This is a genomic window from Magnetospirillum sp. (assembly GCA_027532905.1).
Classification (GTDB): domain Bacteria; phylum Pseudomonadota; class Alphaproteobacteria; order CACIAM-22H2; family CACIAM-22H2; genus Tagaea.
This window is the reverse complement of the sequence record JAPZUA010000005.1, coordinates 40,752-56,868: the sequence shown is the minus strand read 5'-3', so window position 1 is coordinate 56,868 and position 16,117 is coordinate 40,752. Positions and strand designations below refer to the sequence as shown.

Annotated in this window: 18 protein-coding genes; 12 read left to right on the top strand and 6 right to left on the bottom strand. The window is 65.4% G+C overall.

The features are described from left to right. The first annotated feature begins 8 nt into the window (after window positions 1-8). From puhA to O9320_16840, 10 genes are all read left to right on the top strand, one after another. Window positions 9-776, top strand: coding sequence for a photosynthetic reaction center subunit H (gene puhA, locus O9320_16885; GenBank protein MCZ8312523.1), 768 nt, complete (start codon window positions 9-11; stop codon window positions 774-776). After that, a complete protein-coding gene (gene puhB / locus O9320_16880) occupies window positions 773-1,480 on the top strand; it encodes a photosynthetic complex putative assembly protein PuhB (GenBank protein ID MCZ8312522.1) in 708 nt (235 codons plus the stop codon). Before puhA ends, puhB begins: the two co-directional genes overlap by 4 nt. Further along, a complete protein-coding gene (puhC, locus tag O9320_16875) occupies window positions 1,480-1,953 on the top strand; it encodes a photosynthetic complex assembly protein PuhC (GenBank protein MCZ8312521.1) in 474 nt (157 codons plus the stop codon). Before puhB ends, puhC begins: the two co-directional genes overlap by 1 nt. Window positions 1,954-1,978: 25 nt before the next feature. Beyond that, complete coding sequence (gene acsF, locus O9320_16870) at window positions 1,979-3,046, top strand: magnesium-protoporphyrin IX monomethyl ester (oxidative) cyclase (protein ID MCZ8312520.1); 1,068 nt, start codon at window positions 1,979-1,981, stop codon at window positions 3,044-3,046. A gap of 8 nt (window positions 3,047-3,054) precedes the next feature. Beyond that, window positions 3,055-3,984, top strand: a complete 930-nt coding sequence (puhE, locus tag O9320_16865) for a putative photosynthetic complex assembly protein PuhE (protein MCZ8312519.1) — start codon at window positions 3,055-3,057, stop codon at window positions 3,982-3,984. Next, window positions 3,981-5,192 (top strand): 5-aminolevulinate synthase, encoded by a 1,212-nt coding sequence (hemA, locus tag O9320_16860; GenBank protein MCZ8312518.1) that lies wholly within the window; start codon window positions 3,981-3,983, stop codon window positions 5,190-5,192. Before puhE ends, hemA begins: the two co-directional genes overlap by 4 nt. A gap of 44 nt (window positions 5,193-5,236) precedes the next feature. Further along, window positions 5,237-7,162, top strand: coding sequence for a 1-deoxy-D-xylulose-5-phosphate synthase (dxs, locus tag O9320_16855; GenBank protein MCZ8312517.1), 1,926 nt, complete (start codon window positions 5,237-5,239; stop codon window positions 7,160-7,162). Between the two features lie 69 nt (window positions 7,163-7,231). Continuing rightward, a complete protein-coding gene (locus O9320_16850) occupies window positions 7,232-7,723 on the top strand; it encodes a tryptophan-rich sensory protein (GenBank protein ID MCZ8312516.1) in 492 nt (163 codons plus the stop codon). Between the two features lie 247 nt (window positions 7,724-7,970). After that, on the top strand, window positions 7,971-8,123 hold the full coding sequence (locus tag O9320_16845; GenBank protein MCZ8312515.1) for a hypothetical protein: 153 nt from the start codon (window positions 7,971-7,973) through the stop codon (window positions 8,121-8,123). A gap of 8 nt (window positions 8,124-8,131) precedes the next feature. Beyond that, entirely contained in the window at window positions 8,132-8,488 is a 357-nt protein-coding gene (locus tag O9320_16840; protein ID MCZ8312514.1) for a hypothetical protein, read from the top strand. Window positions 8,489-8,492: 4 nt separating this feature from the next. Here O9320_16840 and O9320_16835 read toward each other — a convergent pair whose 3' ends face one another. Together O9320_16835 and O9320_16830 are read right to left on the bottom strand one after the other, a co-directional pair. After that, entirely contained in the window at window positions 8,493-9,731 is a 1,239-nt protein-coding gene (locus O9320_16835) for a glycosyltransferase (protein ID MCZ8312513.1), read from the bottom strand. A 68-nt stretch (window positions 9,732-9,799) separates the two neighbouring features. Beyond that, on the bottom strand, window positions 9,800-11,236 hold the full coding sequence (locus O9320_16830; protein MCZ8312512.1) for a Do family serine endopeptidase: 1,437 nt from the start codon (window positions 11,234-11,236) through the stop codon (window positions 9,800-9,802). A 331-nt stretch (window positions 11,237-11,567) separates the two neighbouring features. Here O9320_16830 and gcvA point away from each other — a divergent pair, with 331 nt between their 5' ends. After that, window positions 11,568-12,488, top strand: a complete 921-nt coding sequence (gene gcvA, locus O9320_16825; GenBank protein ID MCZ8312511.1) for a transcriptional regulator GcvA — start codon at window positions 11,568-11,570, stop codon at window positions 12,486-12,488. Here gcvA and O9320_16820 read toward each other — a convergent pair. Beyond that, complete coding sequence (locus O9320_16820) at window positions 12,374-12,958, bottom strand: siroheme synthase (protein MCZ8312510.1); 585 nt, start codon at window positions 12,956-12,958, stop codon at window positions 12,374-12,376. The genes gcvA and O9320_16820 overlap by 115 nt on opposite strands. Before the next feature lie 158 nt (window positions 12,959-13,116). Here O9320_16820 and O9320_16815 point away from each other — a divergent pair, with 158 nt between their 5' ends. Continuing rightward, on the top strand, window positions 13,117-13,623 hold the full coding sequence (locus tag O9320_16815) for a hypothetical protein (GenBank protein MCZ8312509.1): 507 nt from the start codon (window positions 13,117-13,119) through the stop codon (window positions 13,621-13,623). 3 nt (window positions 13,624-13,626) lie between these two features. Here O9320_16815 and O9320_16810 read toward each other — a convergent pair whose 3' ends face one another. The 3 genes from O9320_16810 to O9320_16800 are packed head-to-tail and all read right to left on the bottom strand — an operon-like array spanning window position 13,627 to window position 16,052. Continuing rightward, the gene (locus tag O9320_16810; GenBank protein ID MCZ8312508.1) at window positions 13,627-14,121 is read right to left on the bottom strand and encodes a DUF934 domain-containing protein; all 495 of its coding nucleotides are present in this window, start codon (window positions 14,119-14,121) and stop codon (window positions 13,627-13,629) included. Then, entirely contained in the window at window positions 14,108-15,766 is a 1,659-nt protein-coding gene (locus tag O9320_16805) for a nitrite/sulfite reductase (protein MCZ8312507.1), read from the bottom strand. The genes O9320_16810 and O9320_16805 overlap by 14 nt, the downstream gene beginning before the upstream one ends. A 4-nt stretch (window positions 15,767-15,770) precedes the next feature. Further along, a complete protein-coding gene (locus O9320_16800; GenBank protein ID MCZ8312506.1) occupies window positions 15,771-16,052 on the bottom strand; it encodes a DUF2849 domain-containing protein in 282 nt (93 codons plus the stop codon). Window positions 16,053-16,117: the final 65 nt, after the last annotated feature.

The following is a 16,117-nucleotide window of genomic DNA, read 5'->3' as shown; positions in this document are numbered from 1 at the left end:
GAGCAGCCATGGAAATGGGAATCGTCGCACAAAACTTCGACATCGCGCAGATCACGCTCTACGTGTTCTGGGCGTTCTTCGCGGGGCTCATCTACTACTTGCACCGCGAGAACAAGCGCGAGGGCTATCCGCTCGAAACCGACCGGGCGCAGGGCGGCGTCGTGCAGGGCTTCCCGGCCGTGCCCGCACCCAAGACCTATCTGCTGCGCGACGGTACGACCGTGCAGGCCCCCAAGGCGGAAGCGCCGCGCTCCTTCGCGCTCGTGCAGGTGCAGAACTATCCGGGTGCCCCCTTCGAGCCGACCGGCGACCCGATGCAGGACGGCGTGGGCCCGGCCGGTTACGCGCTGCGCGCCGAACATCCCGAAACCTCGTCCGACAATCTGCCGACCATCGTGCCGATGCGCCTCGCCCCTGACCATTGGGTGGCCGAAGGCGATCCCGATCCGCGCGGCATGCCGGTTGTCGGCATCGACGATGCGGTCGGCGGCACGGTTACCGACATCTGGATCGACCGCAGCGAAGTGATGATCCGCTATCTCGAAGTGTCGGTCGCGAGCTCGGGTGCGCGCGTGCTGCTGCCGATGACGATGGCGCGGGTGAGTGCGTCGCGCAAACGCGTGACGGTCGACTCGATCCGCAGCGACCAGTTCGCGGGCGTGCCGAAGACGGCGAGCCTCGACCAGGTCACCTCGCGCGAGGAAGACCGCATCACCGCCTACTATGCCGGCGGCCATCTCTATTCGCTGCCCTCGCGCTCGGAGCCTGTGATATGAGCGCGCACGCCGAAGGCCACGACGATTTCGATTTCGAACCCGTCCGCGGCCTACCCAAAATGCTGCCGCAAGGCGAAACGATGTTGTGGCAGGGTGGCCCGGATGCGGCAACCGTCGCCAAGCGCGTGCTGCATGTGCGCAAGATCGGCATCTATTTCGCCGCGATCTTCGCATGGTCGGTCGCAGCCGGTATTGCCGACAGCACGCCGACCGTCGAACTTGCGGTCTCGCTGGCCGTGCTCACGCTGCTGGCGGCAGCCGCCGTCGGGCTCGTGGCGCTGTTCGCTTGGGGCATTGCGCGCACGACAGTCTACACGCTGACCCAGCGCCGCTTGGTGATGCGCATCGGCATTGCGCTGCCGATCACCTTCAACATTCCCTACAAGCTCGTCGAAAGCGCTTCGGTCAAACAGAACGGCGACGGGACCGGCGACATTTCGCTGGTGCTCGCACCGGGCGAGCGCATGGCCTATGCGGTCGTGTGGCCGCATGCGCGCCCGTGGCATTTCTCGCGCGTGCAGCCGACCTTGCGCGCGATCGCCGACGTCGAGAACGTGGCGCAGATCCTGGCGCGCGCGGTCGTTGCCCAGCCGCTCCCTGCCGCGCGCGCTTCCGTGCGCACGCCGGTTGATGCAAATCAAGGTGCGGAACGCTTTGGGTCGGGCAATCTCGGCGCTGGAAACTTCAGCGGGAGTGCAGCCTGATGGCCGGCGACAACGGCACCCAACATTCGTTCCCGCGCGGGCCGCTGCTGGGTTTGGCAGCTGTCCTGGGCCTTGCGATCTGTTTTGCGACGTTCTCGACCATGACGGGGGTCGGTCGGGTCGAAGCGCAATCGGCCGCCTCGTCCAACGCCACAAGCCGCGATCTCTTTTTCTACGATCGCGACGACGGCGGCGTGACGGTGGCGGACGCCAATGGCGGGGTCGTGATCGCGCAGTTCGAGCCGGCCACAAACGGTTTCCTGCGTTCGACCGTGCGCGGTCTCGTGCGCGAGCGCAAACGCCGCGAGCTGGGTCCCGAAACGCCGTTCCGCATCTCGATGGAGCCGGACGGCCGTCTGCTTCTGACCGACCCCGCCACGAACCGCACGGTCGATCTGCGCGCGTTCGGGCCGACCAATCTCGACGTCTTCGCGCGTCTGCTGCCGGACCGGGCGGTGGCCGCACTTCGCTGAAACTCATTCACGGGAGGGGGTTCCCATGACTGCCGCAATCGCCGCCGATATCGCACCGAACCATTCGACAGAACGCGCCAAGGTCAGCACGATGCTGACCCCGAATTTCTACCGCACCGACTATGCCGCGATCGACGCGTTCGATGTCGAGCCAATCCGCGCCGAGTGGAACGCGCTGATGAAGGAATTCAGCGACGACAAAAACGGCGACCATTTCGACCGCGACGAAGGTTTCGGGCGCGAAGTGACCGAACTGCCGCCGGCCCTCAAGGAAGAATTCATCGAATTCCTGATCAGCTCGTGCACGTCGGAGTTTTCGGGCTGCGTGCTCTATGCCGAACTCAAGCGCCGTGCGAAGAACCCCGACATGGCCGATCTGTTCGGCTACATGGCGCGCGACGAATCGCGGCACGCGAATTTCATCAACCAGTCGCTCAAGGATTTCGGCCTCGGCGTCGATCTCGGGTTCCTGAAGCAGGCGAAGAAATACAAGTATTTTGCGCCCAAGTTCATCATGTACGCGACGTATCTGTCCGAGAAGATCGGCTATGCGCGCTACATCACTATCCACCGCGAGCTCGAGCGCCATCCCGAGCGCCGCTTCCATCCGATCTTCAAATGGTTCGAGCAGTGGTGCAACGACGAGTACCGCCACGGCGAGGCCTTTGCGCTGATGATGAGTGCGAAGCCCGAACTGCTCGAGGGCCGCAACAAGCTGTGGATCCGATTCTTCCTGCTCGCGGTCTACGCCACGATGTTCGTGCGCGACCATACGCGCCCCGAGCTTCACAAGGCGTTCGGGCTCGACCCGACGGAATACGATTTCCAGGTCTTCCGCATCACGTCGGAATGCACGAAGCAGATATTCCCCTTCACGCTCGACATCGACCATCCGGCGTTCCGCGCCGGGCTCGAGCGGCTGTGCCGCCTTCAGAAGACGGTCGACGCGGCCAAGGCCGAGGGGGGCGTTATGGGAGCCATCAAGCGCGCGGGTTGCGCCGTCGCTGCGGTTGCGACGTTTGCCGGGCTCTACATGCTGCCCGTCGTGCGCCACGCCAAGCTGCCGCAGGTTCGCATGCAGGCCGTGTGGTAAGCGCAGCGATGTTCGAATATTTCGCACCCGTGCTGTTCGTGCTGCTGGCTTGGTGGTTCAGCACGGGTGCGATCTTCTATCTCGACGGTCTGCCGCGCCGCACTTTCCGCTACAGCATGGCGGGGATGACCGTCGTTTTGATCGCGGCCTTGTGGGGCCTGTCGGCAACGGCCGGCGACGTCTCCGGCAGCGGCGCCTACATCGCCTTTGCGTGTGCTTTGGCCGTTTGGGGGTGGCAGGAAATGGGTTTCCTGATGGGTTTCGTCACCGGCCCGCGCCGTGTGCGATGCCCGGCGGGTGTCGGCACCGCAAAGCGCTTTTCGCTCGCGGTCGAAACGATCCTGTTCCACGAGTTGGCGCTCGCGGTCTCGGGCCTTGCGGTTGTGGCCATGACATGGGGCGGGGACAACCAGATCGGAACCTGGACGTTCGTCGCACTCTGGACGATGCGCCTCAGCACCAAGCTCAATCTGTTTTTGGGCGTGCCGAATCTCAGCGAAGAGGTTCTGCCCGCGCATCTTGCCTATCTCGCCAGCTATTTTGCCAAGCGGCCGATGAACCTGTTTTTCCCGGTCTCGGTTACTTTGGCGACGACGGCAACCGGTTTCGCCTGGGGGGCGGTATCGGCATTGCCGGGGGAGGCGCCCGAACTTGCGGGTGCCGTTCTGATCGCGACGATCCTGACGCTGGGCGTGCTGGAACATTGGTTCCTCGTCGTTCCGCTGCCGGTCAATGCGATCTGGAAATGGGGGCTGCGTTCGCGCGCTGCGAACGACGGCAATGAAGCCGACGCACGCCCGGTCTTCGGGCGCGTGTTGGGCAGGGGCGATCTTCGTTCGCAATTGGCTCCGGCCAAGGCGGCAAGACGCATGGTGCGACCGATCGGAGAATTGCTCGCACCCGGGGTGGATGTGTCCATAAAACGGAGGCCGTCATGAACTACGAAAAATTCTTCGCTCAGAAACTCGATGGTCTTCGCAAGGAGGGTCGCTACCGCGTCTTCACCGATCTTGAGCGCCATCGCGGCGATTTCCCGCGCGCCACGCATTTCGGCGAAAGCGAACCGGCACCCATCACCGTGTGGTGTTCGAACGACTATCTCGGAATGGGCCAGAACCCGCTCGTGGTGGGTGCGATGCACGAGGCGCTCGACCGTTGCGGTGCGGGTGCCGGCGGCACGCGCAACATCTCCGGCAACAACCACTACCATGTGCTGCTCGAGCGCGAGCTTGCCGATCTGCACGGCAAGGAAGCGGCGTTGCTCTTCACCTCCGGCTACGTGTCGAACTGGGCGTCGCTTAGCACGCTGGCGGCAGGCATTCCGAACTGCATCGTGCTGTCGGACTCGGAAAACCACGCTTCGATGATCGAGGGCATTCGCCACAGCGGGGCCGAGAAGCGCATCTTCAAGCACAACGACCCGCAGGATCTGGCGCGCAAGCTCGGCGACCTCGATCCCGCGCGCCCGAAACTGGTCGCGTTCGAATCCGTCTATTCAATGGACGGCGACATAGCGCCCATCGCGGAACTCTGCGACGTCGCCGACGCGCACAACGCGATGACCTATCTCGACGAGGTGCACGCGGTCGGCCTCTACGGTCCGCATGGCGGTGGCATTGCCGATCGCGAGGGCCTCAGCCATCGCCTGACCGTGATCGAAGGCACGCTCGGCAAGGCTTTCGGCGTGCTTGGCGGCTACATCGCGGCCTCGGCCAATCTTGTCGATTTCATCCGCAGCTACGCCTCGGGCTTCATCTTCACGACGTCGCTGCCGCCGGCCGTAGCGGCGGGGGCACTCGCCAGCATCAAGCATTTGAAGGCGAGCTCGGTTGAGCGCGAGCGTCAGCAGGCGGTCGTGCGCAAGGTGCGCCAGCGCCTTACGGCGGCGGGCATTCCGGTGTTGGCCAACAAAAGCCACATCGTGCCGGTGATGGTGGGCGACCCTGTGCAGTGCAAGCGCATCAGCGACGAGCTGCTCACCGAATACGGCATCTATGTGCAGCCGATCAACTACCCGACCGTGCCGCGCGGCACCGAGCGCCTGCGCGTGACACCGTCGCCGCTGCACACCGACGCCGACATCGACCATCTGGTCGCCTCGCTCTCGGCGATCTGGGGCAGGCTCGAGCTCAAACGGGCCGCCTGAAGCACAGCGTCGAACGACAACAAAAAAGCTTGGGGGAGGGCGCTATGGGGAAGACGCAAACGACCACGCCGCTGCTGGACAAGATCCAAGTACCCGCCGATCTGCGGGCCCTTTCGACGGCCGAGTTGGGGGACTTGGCCGCCGAACTGCGCGCCGAAACGGTTTCGGCCGTTTCGACGACGGGCGGACATCTTGGCGCCAGCCTGGGCGTGGTCGAACTCACCGTGGCGCTTCATCACGTCTTCGACACGCCCGAGGACAAGCTGATCTGGGACGTGGGCCACCAGGCCTACCCGCACAAGATACTGACCGGCCGACGCGATCGCATCCGCACCTTGCGCCAGGGCGGCGGGCTGTCGGGTTTCACCAAGCGCAGTGAAAGCGAATACGACCCGTTCGGGGCCGCACATTCGTCGACCTCGATTTCGGCGGGCCTCGGCATGGCTGTGGCGCGCGATCTCGAGGGCCGCGACAACAATGTCGTCTGCGTGATCGGCGACGGGGCGATGTCAGCGGGCATGGCCTACGAAGCCATGAACAATGCGGGTGCGATGAAATCGCGCCTGATCGTGATCCTCAACGACAACGATATGTCGATCGCCCCGCCGGTGGGCGCCATGAGCGCTTATCTCTCGCGGCTCATGTCGTCGCCGGGCTTCGTGCATTTGCGCGAACTCGGCAAGCAGTTCGCTTCCCAATTGCCGCGCTCGATGCATGTGGCGGCACGCCGCGTGGACACCTATGCGCGCGGCATGGCGACCGGCGGCACCCTGTTCGAGGAAATGGGCTTCTACTATCTCGGCCCCATCGACGGGCACAATCTCGAGCATCTGCTACCCGTGCTCCGCAATGCGCGCGATTCCGAGCGCAATGGGCCGGTGCTGATCCATGTCGTCACGCAGAAGGGCAAGGGCTACGCGCCCGCCGAAGCGGCAGCCGACAAATATCACGGTGTCGGCAAGTTCGACGTGCTGACCGGCACGCTCGCTCCCGTCAAAACCAATGCGCCGAGCTACACCAAAGTGTTCGGCGATGCGCTGGTGGCCGAGGCCGAGCGCGACGAAAAGATCGTCGCCGTCACGGCCGCCATGCCCACGGGCACGGGTCTCGACGCGTTCCAGCGACGCTTTCCCTCGCGCTGCTTCGACGTCGGCATTGCCGAGCAGCACGCGGTCACGTTTGCGGCTGGGCTTGCGTGCGAAGGCTACAAGCCGGTCGTGGCGATCTATTCGACCTTCCTGCAGCGCGCCTACGACCAGATCGTGCACGACGTTGCCTTGCAGCGTCTGCCGGTGCGCTTTGCCATCGACCGGGCCGGTCTTGTGGGCGCGGATGGGCCGACACATGCGGGCTCGTTCGACATCGGTTACTTGGCATCGCTGCCCGACTTCGTCGTGATGGCGGCGGCCGACGAGGCCGAACTCGTTCATATGGTCGCGACGGCGGCTGCGATCGACGACCGGCCGTCGGCCGTGCGCTATCCGCGCGGCGAGGGCGTTGGCGTGGATATGCCCGAGCGCGGCGTGCCGCTCGAGATTGGGCGCGGCCGTGTGCTGCGTGAAGGCAGCACTATCGCGATCCTCTCTTTCGGTACACGCCTAGCCGAATGCTTGAAGGCCGCCGACGAACTGGCCGCGCGCGGCCTTTCCGCGACGGTCGCCGATGCGCGCTTTGCCAAGCCCCTGGACCGCGATCTATTGGGGCGCCTTGCGCGGTCGCACGAGATGCTCGTGACGGTCGAGGAAGGGGCGGTCGGCGGTTTCGGCAGCCAGGTGCTGCATGCGATGGCCGAAGACGGTCTGCTCGACCGCGGCCTCAAAATCCGCAGCCTCGCCTTGCCCGACCGATTCATCGACCATGATTCGCCGCAGAAGATGTATGATGCGGCCGGGCTCAATGCCGCCCAGATCGTCGCGACGATCCTTTCGGCGTTGGACCGCGATGCGCGCGGATTGCTGCATCGGGCATAGGCGGGGGAAAGGGCGGCCCTGAGGCTGCACACCTGCCGCGATACACGGAAGCGGTAGGGGAGCGGCACGGTGGAAGCGGCGACGGCATCGGACTATCTGGCCTTGGCGGTTTTCGCTGGCTTGTGCTTTGCCGCCGCCTTGTCGGGCGCCTTTTTCCGCCCCGGCCCCTGGTACGAGACCCTCGCCAAGCCGCGCTGGCGCCCGCCCAATTGGCTGTTCGGGCCGGCTTGGCTCGTGCTGTTCTGCCTGATCGCGACGGCCGCTTGGCGCGTGTGGCGTATCGCGGGCTTCGAGGAAGGCAGCCTCGCGATGGCGATTTTCGGCGTACAGCTCGTGTTCAACGCGGCGTGGTCGGCGCTGTTTTTCGGCGCAAGGCGAATGGATTGGGCCTTCTGGAATCTTGCGGCCCTGTGGCTGTCGATCCTGGCGATGATCGTGGCTTATGCGCCTATTGACGCGACGGCCGCCTGGATGATGGTGCCCTATCTTGCCTGGGTCACCTTCGCCGGCGCGCTCAATCGCGCCATGTGGCAGCTCAACCCGGCCTTCGCCCGCGAATAGATGGACCTGCGGTGCAATAGGGCGTAAGGTCCGCCTACTGACGGATTGCGGCATAATCGCCGCGCCGTCGGCTGAGAGAGACGTGTACTCCCGCCCTTGTCGCCACGCGAGGAGACGCGTCCCATGAAAAGCTGGTTCATTCCGCCTATCGTCGTGCCGGCCCTGCTGGTGCTGCTGGTTCTCGTCTACGCAGCCCTGCGCGCACCGATCTGAATGCGACCCGAATCCCGCCACCCGGAGAAGTTCCATGGCTAAAGGCCAAAAACGCAGCTCGCGCGAGCTGCGCAAACCCAAGGCCGCCAAGCCGGCGACGTCGAACGCGGCGCCGCCGCGCGACGCGCAGGCATTCCGCAATCGCAGCCCCGCCGGGGCCGCGATCGCCGACAAGAAAAAGGGCTGACTCGTCCCATGCATCAGAACGTCCGATCGGGCCGCCGCAAGGCGATGCAGTATCTTGGCCGCATCGCGGGCACAGGCCAGCTGCAGCTCGACGCAACGCCGATGGGTCCGGCCAGCTACGATTTCGAGGGCTTCTTCAAGCCTGCGGGCGGGGTCGCATGTGCGGGCGAAATCGAAGCCCCGACCGCCGTGCTGCAAGGTCTGCTTGGCCAGCGCAATGTGCGGCTTGTGACCAAGTCCGGCCTCACGCTCGAACTGCGCCTGTCGGCCAAGAAGCTCGGGCCCACGGCGCGCGTCGCCCACGTGGACGTGTCTGGCGATCTGCCGACCGATGCGGCCGCCTGGCGCAGCGTCGGCGACGAATAGGCGCTCAGCGCAGCGATTCCGCCCACGCGATCTGCTGCGGCAGGCACACGCGCGCAAGGTCGTAGGTGCGGCACGCATGCGCGCGCGCGGCCGCACCAAGCGTTTGCTGCAGATCGGGCCGCGCCAATAGGTCGGCGACCGTTGTCGCCAATTTCTCCACATCGAAAAAATCGACCAGCAGGCCCGTTTGGCCGTGCACGATCGCCTCGCGCAGCGGGGCCGTGTCGCTGGCGACGATGGCGCAGCCCATGCTCATGGCTTCGAGCAGGCTCCAACTCAGCACGAACGGATATGTGAGATACACGTGCGTGCGCGAGAGGGCGAGTACGCGCATGAAATCGCCGTAAGGTACCCGCCCCAGGAAATGCACGCGTGCCCAGTCGGCGTCGGAGATGCGCGGGCGCACCTCTTCGACGAGGGCGTCTTTCCAGCTGCGCCCGTCGACGCGCGCTGCCCCATAGCTGACGCCGTCGCCGCCCACGATCAACACGCGCGCATTCGGACGCAAGGCGAGCAGGGCAGGCAGCGACCGCAAAAAAATGTGCGCCCCGCGATAGGGTTCGAGATCGCGCACCACGAACGTCGCGATCTCGTCGTTTCGCGTGAGCACGAGCGGGCCGCTTTTGGTCGCAAGGTCGAGCCGCGCGTCGGGGTTGGGCACGAGTTTGTCGGTGTCGATTCCGTCATGCGCTACCGTGATGCGATCGGCGAACGAAGGCGGAAAGGTCGAGGCCTGCCAACGCGTGGGCGAAAGGCCCGCATCGGCGATGGAAAAATGCATGTCGTTGTTGAGATTTTTCATGCGCAGGCGGCACGAAACGCTCGCATCGTGCGTCGAGAATTCGGGATCGAAATCGGTGTCGATGCCGTGCACGCGGTAGTAGAACTCGCAATAGATCCCGAGCTTGGCCTTGGGCCACACTTCCTTGAGGAACAGGCTTTCGCCCCAGCCCGGATGCGCCACGATCGCGTCGGGCTCGAAGCCGCGCGCTTTGAGCGCGCGCGCATTGTGGAAGGCGGCTTCGGCGCGGATCGCCTTGGTCTCGAGGTCGGCGACCCATGGATGCACGCCGTGCGTCGAGCCGCGGGCGGGGCGGTAGGAGTTCACGCGCAAGCCGTCGAACTCGGTCATCGGCTCGGGCCGCATGGCCGTGGCTTCCACGTCGTGGCCGCGCCGTTTGAGGGCGGGGGCCAGATGGCGGAACTGGCCCGGAAAATTCTGATGCACGAACAGGAATCGCATGGCGGGCCAAACTTAGCCCGCCGCTGCGATCCAAGCTACGTTCTCGACGAGCACCCCTAGCCGCGCCCCTAGCCGCGCAGTGCCGGCACCGGCAAAGCCAGATAAAGCGGCTGACCGTCGCGGCTCAAGAACAGCGCGATGCCCGGGCGTTGGGTCTGGCGCGCTGTGCGCAAGGCGGCGGCAAGGTCGTTGGGTCCGCGAATGCGCTGGCGGTCGGCTTCGAGCAGCACGTCGCCCGGCCGCAGGCCTGCTTGTTCGGCAAGGCCGTCTTGCGCGATTTCCGCGACGATCGTTTCGCCTTGGCCCCCGCGTGCCAGACGCAAGCCCAACCCCGCAACGGGTGTTTGCGGTTCTGGCGCTGCGACCGCTACGGGTGCCGCGTCCGCCGGGGCGGCGCCCAACGCGACGGTCGTTGCGATGCGCCGCCCGTCGCGCCAAATGTCGAACGTGGCTTTGGTGCCCGAGGCAAGATCGCCCACGCGCCGCGACAGGTCGCGCGGATCGCCGATGGCGGAACTGTCGAGGGCGAGGATAACGTCGCCGCGCCGCAAGCCCGCTTGGTCGGCGGGGCTGTTTTTCTGCACGGAGCCGATCAATGCGCCTTGGGCACTCGGCAGCTTGAGGGCGGCGGCCAGCGTTTCGTCGATGCTTTGCGTCTGCACGCCGAGCCAGGCGCGATCGACGCTGCCGTGCACACGCAACTGGTCGACGACCTTACGCACGAGGTTCGACGGGATCGCAAAGCCGAGACCAACCGAACCGCCGTTTGGCGAAAAGATCGCCGTGTTCATACCGATCACCTTGCCGTCGCGCCCGAAGCTGGGGCCGCCGGAATTGCCTTGGTTGATCGCCGCGTCGATCTGCAGGAAATCGTCGTAGGGGCCTGCGCCGATGTCGCGCGCGCGCGCCGACACGATGCCGGCCGTCACCGTGCCGCCAAGGCCGAACGGATTGCCGACCGCCAGCACCCATTGGCCGATGCGCACCGCGTCCGAATCGCCGAGGGAAACGGCCGCAAGCGGCTTGGGCGATTCGACCTTCAAGAGTGCGATGTCGGTGCGCGCGTCGGCACCGATGCGTTTGGCGGGCAGGCGCGTGCCGTCGGCGAACACGATCTGAATGTCGTCGGCGCGGCCCGCGACATGGTAGTTCGTGACGATGTAGCCGCTCGGATCGATCACGAAGCCGGAGCCGAGCCCGCGCACGCGATGCGCTTGGCGCGAGCCCTGGCCGAAAAGCGGGGCGAGCGGTGTGCCGCGGAATTGCGGCGGCACGCCTGCTTCCTCGTCGATCTCCGTTGCCGTCACCGCGACTTGCACGACGGCGGGCGAAACGGCGGCGGCGAGCTCGCTGAAATCGGGCAGGGCTTGCAAGGCCGCTGCGGCTGCCGCCGGCGCGTTCGGCGTCTGCGCGCGCGCGAGCATCGGCGACAGTGCGAGCAAGGCGACGAGCGAGACGCTGGCAAGGATCGAAGCGCGGACGGCACGAAGTTTGGGCTGCGTCATGGAGCGTTCTCCAGGTTGGCGGATAGGGCCAACATGGTTCCAGAACGCGCGCAGATGATGGCGGGAACAAGGCCGCTTCGAGGCATGTCGTTACGGGAAGTAACGACGCAGCGGTTTTTCAGCCCGCGAAGCCGAGCCAGCGCAGCAGCGCGATCGTGGCCCCGATCAGGGCCGAACTCTTGAGGGCGATCAAAGCGGTGCCGGACATGGCGGCGAGAGTGATTGCGGCAGCCCCCGGCCCGCAATTGAGTAAAATTGCCGGTCGGCTTTCGAAAAACTAGACATGCGCTCGTCGCATCGACCCGCTAAAGTTCCATGCATGAGACGTCGTTTGCCCCCCCTGAACGCTTTGCGTGCCTTCGAAGTGACGGCGCGCCATATGAGCGTGACCAAAGCCGCCGACGAGCTTGCCGTGACGCCCGCGGCCGTAAGCCACCAGATCAAAGCGCTCGAAGACCATCTGGGCTTGAGCCTGTTCGAGCGCACCAAGGGCACGTTGCTGCTGAGCGACGCGGGCCAAGCGATCCTGCCCGGCATTCGCGACGGCTTCGACAATTTCGATTCCGCCCTCGAGGCTGTCGACAATCTCGGCGACACTGGCGTGCTCACGGTCAGTGTGGCGCCGTCTTTTGCCGCCAAATGGCTGCTGCCGCGCCTCGACCGTTTCCAGACCGCGTTCCCCGACATCGACGTGCGCGTCGCCGCCTCGATGACGTTGACCGATTTCCAGCGCGACGGCGTGGACCTCGCCATCCGCTATGGCGGCGGGCGCTACGGCAATCTGCATGTCGAGCGACTGCTTGCCGAGGCGGTGTCGCCGGTGTGCAGCCCCAAGCTTGTCGAGGGTGTGGCGGCAAGCGACATCGAAGCGCTTTTGAAGACCGCAACCTTGCTGCACGACGACAGCCCCGACGAAGACCCGTCCTGCCCGACTTGGCCCATGTGGCTCAAAGCCGCCGGCCTCACCGAAATCGACGGCACAAGGGGCCCGCGTTTCAACCAGTCGAGCCTCGTCGTGGAAGCCGCCGTACGCGGGCGCGGGATCGCACTCGGCAAAGCGCGCCTCGCGGCCGAAGACTTGGCGGCTGGAAGTCTCGTCAAACCGTTCGGCGACGGTGTGACGGTCGATTTCGCCTATTACATCGTCTGCCCGACGGCCAAACTCGTCTTGCGCAAGGTTTCGTCTTTCTGCGATTGGCTGCGCGCCGAAGCGTCGGCCGACGGCGCCAAGTCCGGCAGCCAGCCCGCCTGATCGACGGTGCACTTGAGCTTGGCGCGGATCTGCGGGTGATTGAGACCTTCGGCGCGCCACGTGCGGCGTTTGGCCTCGAGAATGGCGAGCCGCAACGCCCACGCAGGCTCGAAAATCCGTGCCAGATATTCGACCAACACGGCCGATAGGCCAGCCGCCCGCCCAGCTGTGGAGACCGTCACGGTGAGATCGGCGCGCCGCAAAATCGCGGGCGTGTGGAAATCGCAAAACTCGAGCACGTCCTCGACATTGACGAGCGCCCCTTGCGCGCGCGCTTCAGCCGCTGCCTTGCGGTCTGCTTCGACGAAATACACGAGATCGAAGCCCGCATAGGTTTCGGGTGCAGTCGCGAAGACCGCAACCTTGTCCGCTCCGCCTTCGCGCAGGAGGGCCAAGCGCCGCTCGGCGCGCGGGCCTTCGCCGACCAGGGCGATATGCAGTTTTGCGGCATCCAGCACGATCGGCAGCATAGCGGCGGTTCCTTGTCAGCGTTGCGGAAGGCACTGTCGCAGTCGGGTGCCGGAGGCGGAATTGAGGAAAATTGATGCGGCGGTCAAATTCCTTTGCGTCGCAAAGCGGCGGAGCAACACCTACTTTAAGCGGACACTGAGGCAAAGGAACCGCCGTTATGCCGTTCGACAGCGCCGTCCAGATACCCGTGACCGCCAAACTCTTCGATGCCGACGAGATCGGCTGGATCGCTGCCGAGGCGGCCGTCGTCGCGGCGCGGTCGGGCAAGGCCGTTCTGGTCGATGCGCATCGTGCGGTCCCGGCCTTGGGGTTGCTTGCCGCCCATCCGCGTTTGCGCCGCTTGGCCGCTGCCGGCAGCGGTCTTGTGACCGCGACCTATCTGGCGCGTTGGGACGGATCTGTCGCGTTGCCGATCCTGGCTGACACGCAGAACTTTCTCGTCTTCCTCGGCTGGCGCGGCGGGCTTGGCCTTGTCGGCGCCGAAGCGATCGCGAGCGAGCCGGGCCTGGTTCTGTCGGCTGCGGCCAATGCGCTCGAAACGGCCCGCCCGACCGGTGCGGCCCCCGGTGCCGTGCTCGTGCTCTCCTATGCGCTAGGCGGTGGGGCATTGGCCGACGTGGCCGACGATGCGCTATGGCCGCAAGCCTGGAGTGCGGCCGGCTAAACCCTATTCGGCAGCTTCCAGTATCTGCGCTGCGGGGGCGTTCCCGCGCGTCGGCACCACCACAATGCGATTGGCGCGCAGTGCGGCCCTTGTGCCCGCATGCGAGATTTCCAGCGCATCGAATCCGCCGCGCAGCATGAACACGATCTGGTCCTGCAGCACGTCGCCCGCCGCGCGCAACTCGCCGCGATAGCCCAGGCGATGGCGCAAACGATGCGCCAGCGAATAGGGCCTGCCGTCGGCATAACGCGCAAAACGCAGCACGATCGTCGCAAAACGATCGAGCGTGCTGTCAAGCCCGTCCAGCGTGTCGGCGGTTTCGAGCACGAGGCCCAAGCGGCCCGCCCGCGCATCGAGGGCGGCACGTTCGGCGAGATAGCGCTTCTTCGAAACGATCGCGAACGCGTTGGCGGGCAGAGGTTCGCCGTCGGCGACGTACACGGCATCGTCGGCGACAAAACGGCCGCCGCGATAGAGTTCGGTTTCAAACGTCGGCATAAAGCGCCTCCTGGAAGGGGCCGAGCCCCACGCGGCGATAGGCGTCGAGAAAGCGCTCGCCCGGATCGCGCCGCAATTTGAGATAGGTTTCGACCAAAGTTTCGACGGCGTCGGTGATTTTGTCGGCAGCAAAGCCGGGACCGACGAGTTCGCCGATGGCGCAGTCCGCCCCTTCGGCCCCGCCGAGCGTGATCTGGTAGAACTCTTCGCCCTGCCGATCGACGCCCAAGATGCCGATATGGCCGACGTGATGATGGCCGCAGGCATTGATGCAGCCCGAAATCTTGAGCTTGAGTTCGCCGATCGCGTTCTGCCGGTCGAGATCGGCGAAACGCTGCGAGATTTCCTGTGCCACCGGGATCGAGCGCGCATTGGCAAGTGCGCAAAAATCGAGGCCGGGGCAGGCGATGATGTCGGTCACAAGCCCGTCGTTCGGCGTGGCGAGTCCGGCGGCGGCAAGGGCCGCATGCACCTGCGGCAGATCGTCGAGGCGCACATGCGGCAGCACGATGTTCTGCGCATGGCTTACGCGCAGCTCGTCGAAGCTCCAGCGCTCGGCGATGTCGGCAAGCGCATCCATCTGGTCCGAGGTTGCATCGCCCGGAATGCCGCCGATGGGTTTGAGCGATACGGTGACCACACCGTAGCCGGGTGCTTTATGGGCCGAGACGTTGCGCGAAACGAAGCGGCGCAGGGCTTCGTCCGTCGCTTGGGCGGCCTCAAGGGCGGTCGAGCGTGCGGGCAGGGCAGCGAATCTGGGCGGTGCGAAATAGGCGGCGATACGCGCGATTTCGGCCTCGCCCAAAGCCGCTGTTGCGACGGGCTGTGCGGCGAACTCGGCTTCGACGGATGCGGCGATTTCCTCGAGGCCTTTTTCGTGCACCAGGATTTTGATGCGCGCTTTGTACTTGTTGTCGCGGCGGCCCTCGAGATTGTAGACGCGCAAGATTGCCTCGCAATAGGCGAGCAGATCGCGTTCGGGCAGAAAATCGCGCAGCTTCTTGGCGATCATCGGCGTACGACCCTGGCCGCCGCCGACATAGACGGCAAAACCAATTTCGCCGCGCTCATTGCGCTTCACTTCAAGGCCGATATCGTGGACTTGGATCGCAGCGCGATCGACGGCCGCACCCGTGACCGCAAGCTTGAATTTGCGCGGCAGGAATGTGAACTCGGGATGCAGGCTCGACCATTGGCGCAGCAGTTCCGCATAGGGGCGCGGATCGACCGTTTCGTCGGCGGCGGCACCGGCAAAATGGTCTGCCGTGACGTTGCGAATGCAGTTGCCCGACGTCTGGATCGCATGCATCTCGACTTCGGCGAGTTCGGACAGGATGTCCGGGATGTCGGCCAGCCGCACCCAGTTGAACTGCAGATTCTGGCGCGTGGTGAAATGGCCGCTGCTGCGGTCGTAGACGCGCCCGATATGCGCAAGCTTGCGCAGCTGCCGGCTCGACAGCACGCCGTACGGAATCGCGATGCGCAGCATGTAGGCGTGGAGCTGCAGATAGACGCCGTTCATTAGCCGCAGCGGCTTGAACTGGTCTTCGGTGAGCTCGCCCGACAGGCGACGGGCGACCTGGTCGCGAAACTCGGCGACGCGGGCCGCCACGAACGAGCGGTCGAATTGGTCGTAACGGTACATGGAATTAGACCGTCGGGCCGTCGGCGCGGATGCGCTCGCGCAAGGACAGCGGCCGACGCGTGGCCGGATCGATCGCGATCAGCACGGGTTCAACGACGCGGTTGGCGGCATGGTCGGCCTGCGCACGCGCGAGCAGGGCTGCTCCCGCCTCGCCGCCGGGGACAAGTTCGGCCTCTGCGACCGCGCGGGTCCAGCTGCCGTCGGCGCGGCGGAACACCGCTTCGCCGCCTTTGAGATCGTTGGCGGTTGCCGCCACCCAGTCGAACTTGATTTTGCGCGCTGCCATGGTTGTTCTGTGCCTATTCGAAATGTGAATATGATTTTCGCGCGCGGGGTGGAAGCGAGCCAGAT

Coding starts and splice junctions, on each gene's coding strand:
- acsF (MCZ8312520.1), top strand. CDS start 1,979: ATGACTGCCGCAATCGCCGCCGATATCGCACCGAACCATTCGACAGAA.
- O9320_16830 (MCZ8312512.1), bottom strand. CDS start 11,236: ATGACGCAGCCCAAACTTCGTGCCGTCCGCGCTTCGATCCTTGCCAGC.
- O9320_16820 (MCZ8312510.1), bottom strand. CDS start 12,958: ATGCTGCCGATCGTGCTGGATGCCGCAAAACTGCATATCGCCCTGGTC.
- O9320_16835 (MCZ8312513.1), bottom strand. CDS start 9,731: ATGCGATTCCTGTTCGTGCATCAGAATTTTCCGGGCCAGTTCCGCCAT.
- O9320_16815 (MCZ8312509.1), top strand. CDS start 13,117: ATGCCGTTCGACAGCGCCGTCCAGATACCCGTGACCGCCAAACTCTTC.
- O9320_16810 (MCZ8312508.1), bottom strand. CDS start 14,121: ATGCCGACGTTTGAAACCGAACTCTATCGCGGCGGCCGTTTTGTCGCC.
- puhA (MCZ8312523.1), top strand. CDS start 9: ATGGAAATGGGAATCGTCGCACAAAACTTCGACATCGCGCAGATCACG.
- puhE (MCZ8312519.1), top strand. CDS start 3,055: ATGTTCGAATATTTCGCACCCGTGCTGTTCGTGCTGCTGGCTTGGTGG.
- O9320_16800 (MCZ8312506.1), bottom strand. CDS start 16,052: ATGGCAGCGCGCAAAATCAAGTTCGACTGGGTGGCGGCAACCGCCAAC.
- hemA (MCZ8312518.1), top strand. CDS start 3,981: ATGAACTACGAAAAATTCTTCGCTCAGAAACTCGATGGTCTTCGCAAG.
- puhC (MCZ8312521.1), top strand. CDS start 1,480: ATGGCCGGCGACAACGGCACCCAACATTCGTTCCCGCGCGGGCCGCTG.
- puhB (MCZ8312522.1), top strand. CDS start 773: ATGAGCGCGCACGCCGAAGGCCACGACGATTTCGATTTCGAACCCGTC.
- O9320_16845 (MCZ8312515.1), top strand. CDS start 7,971: ATGGCTAAAGGCCAAAAACGCAGCTCGCGCGAGCTGCGCAAACCCAAG.
- O9320_16840 (MCZ8312514.1), top strand. CDS start 8,132: ATGCATCAGAACGTCCGATCGGGCCGCCGCAAGGCGATGCAGTATCTT.
- dxs (MCZ8312517.1), top strand. CDS start 5,237: ATGGGGAAGACGCAAACGACCACGCCGCTGCTGGACAAGATCCAAGTA.
- O9320_16805 (MCZ8312507.1), bottom strand. CDS start 15,766: ATGTACCGTTACGACCAATTCGACCGCTCGTTCGTGGCGGCCCGCGTC.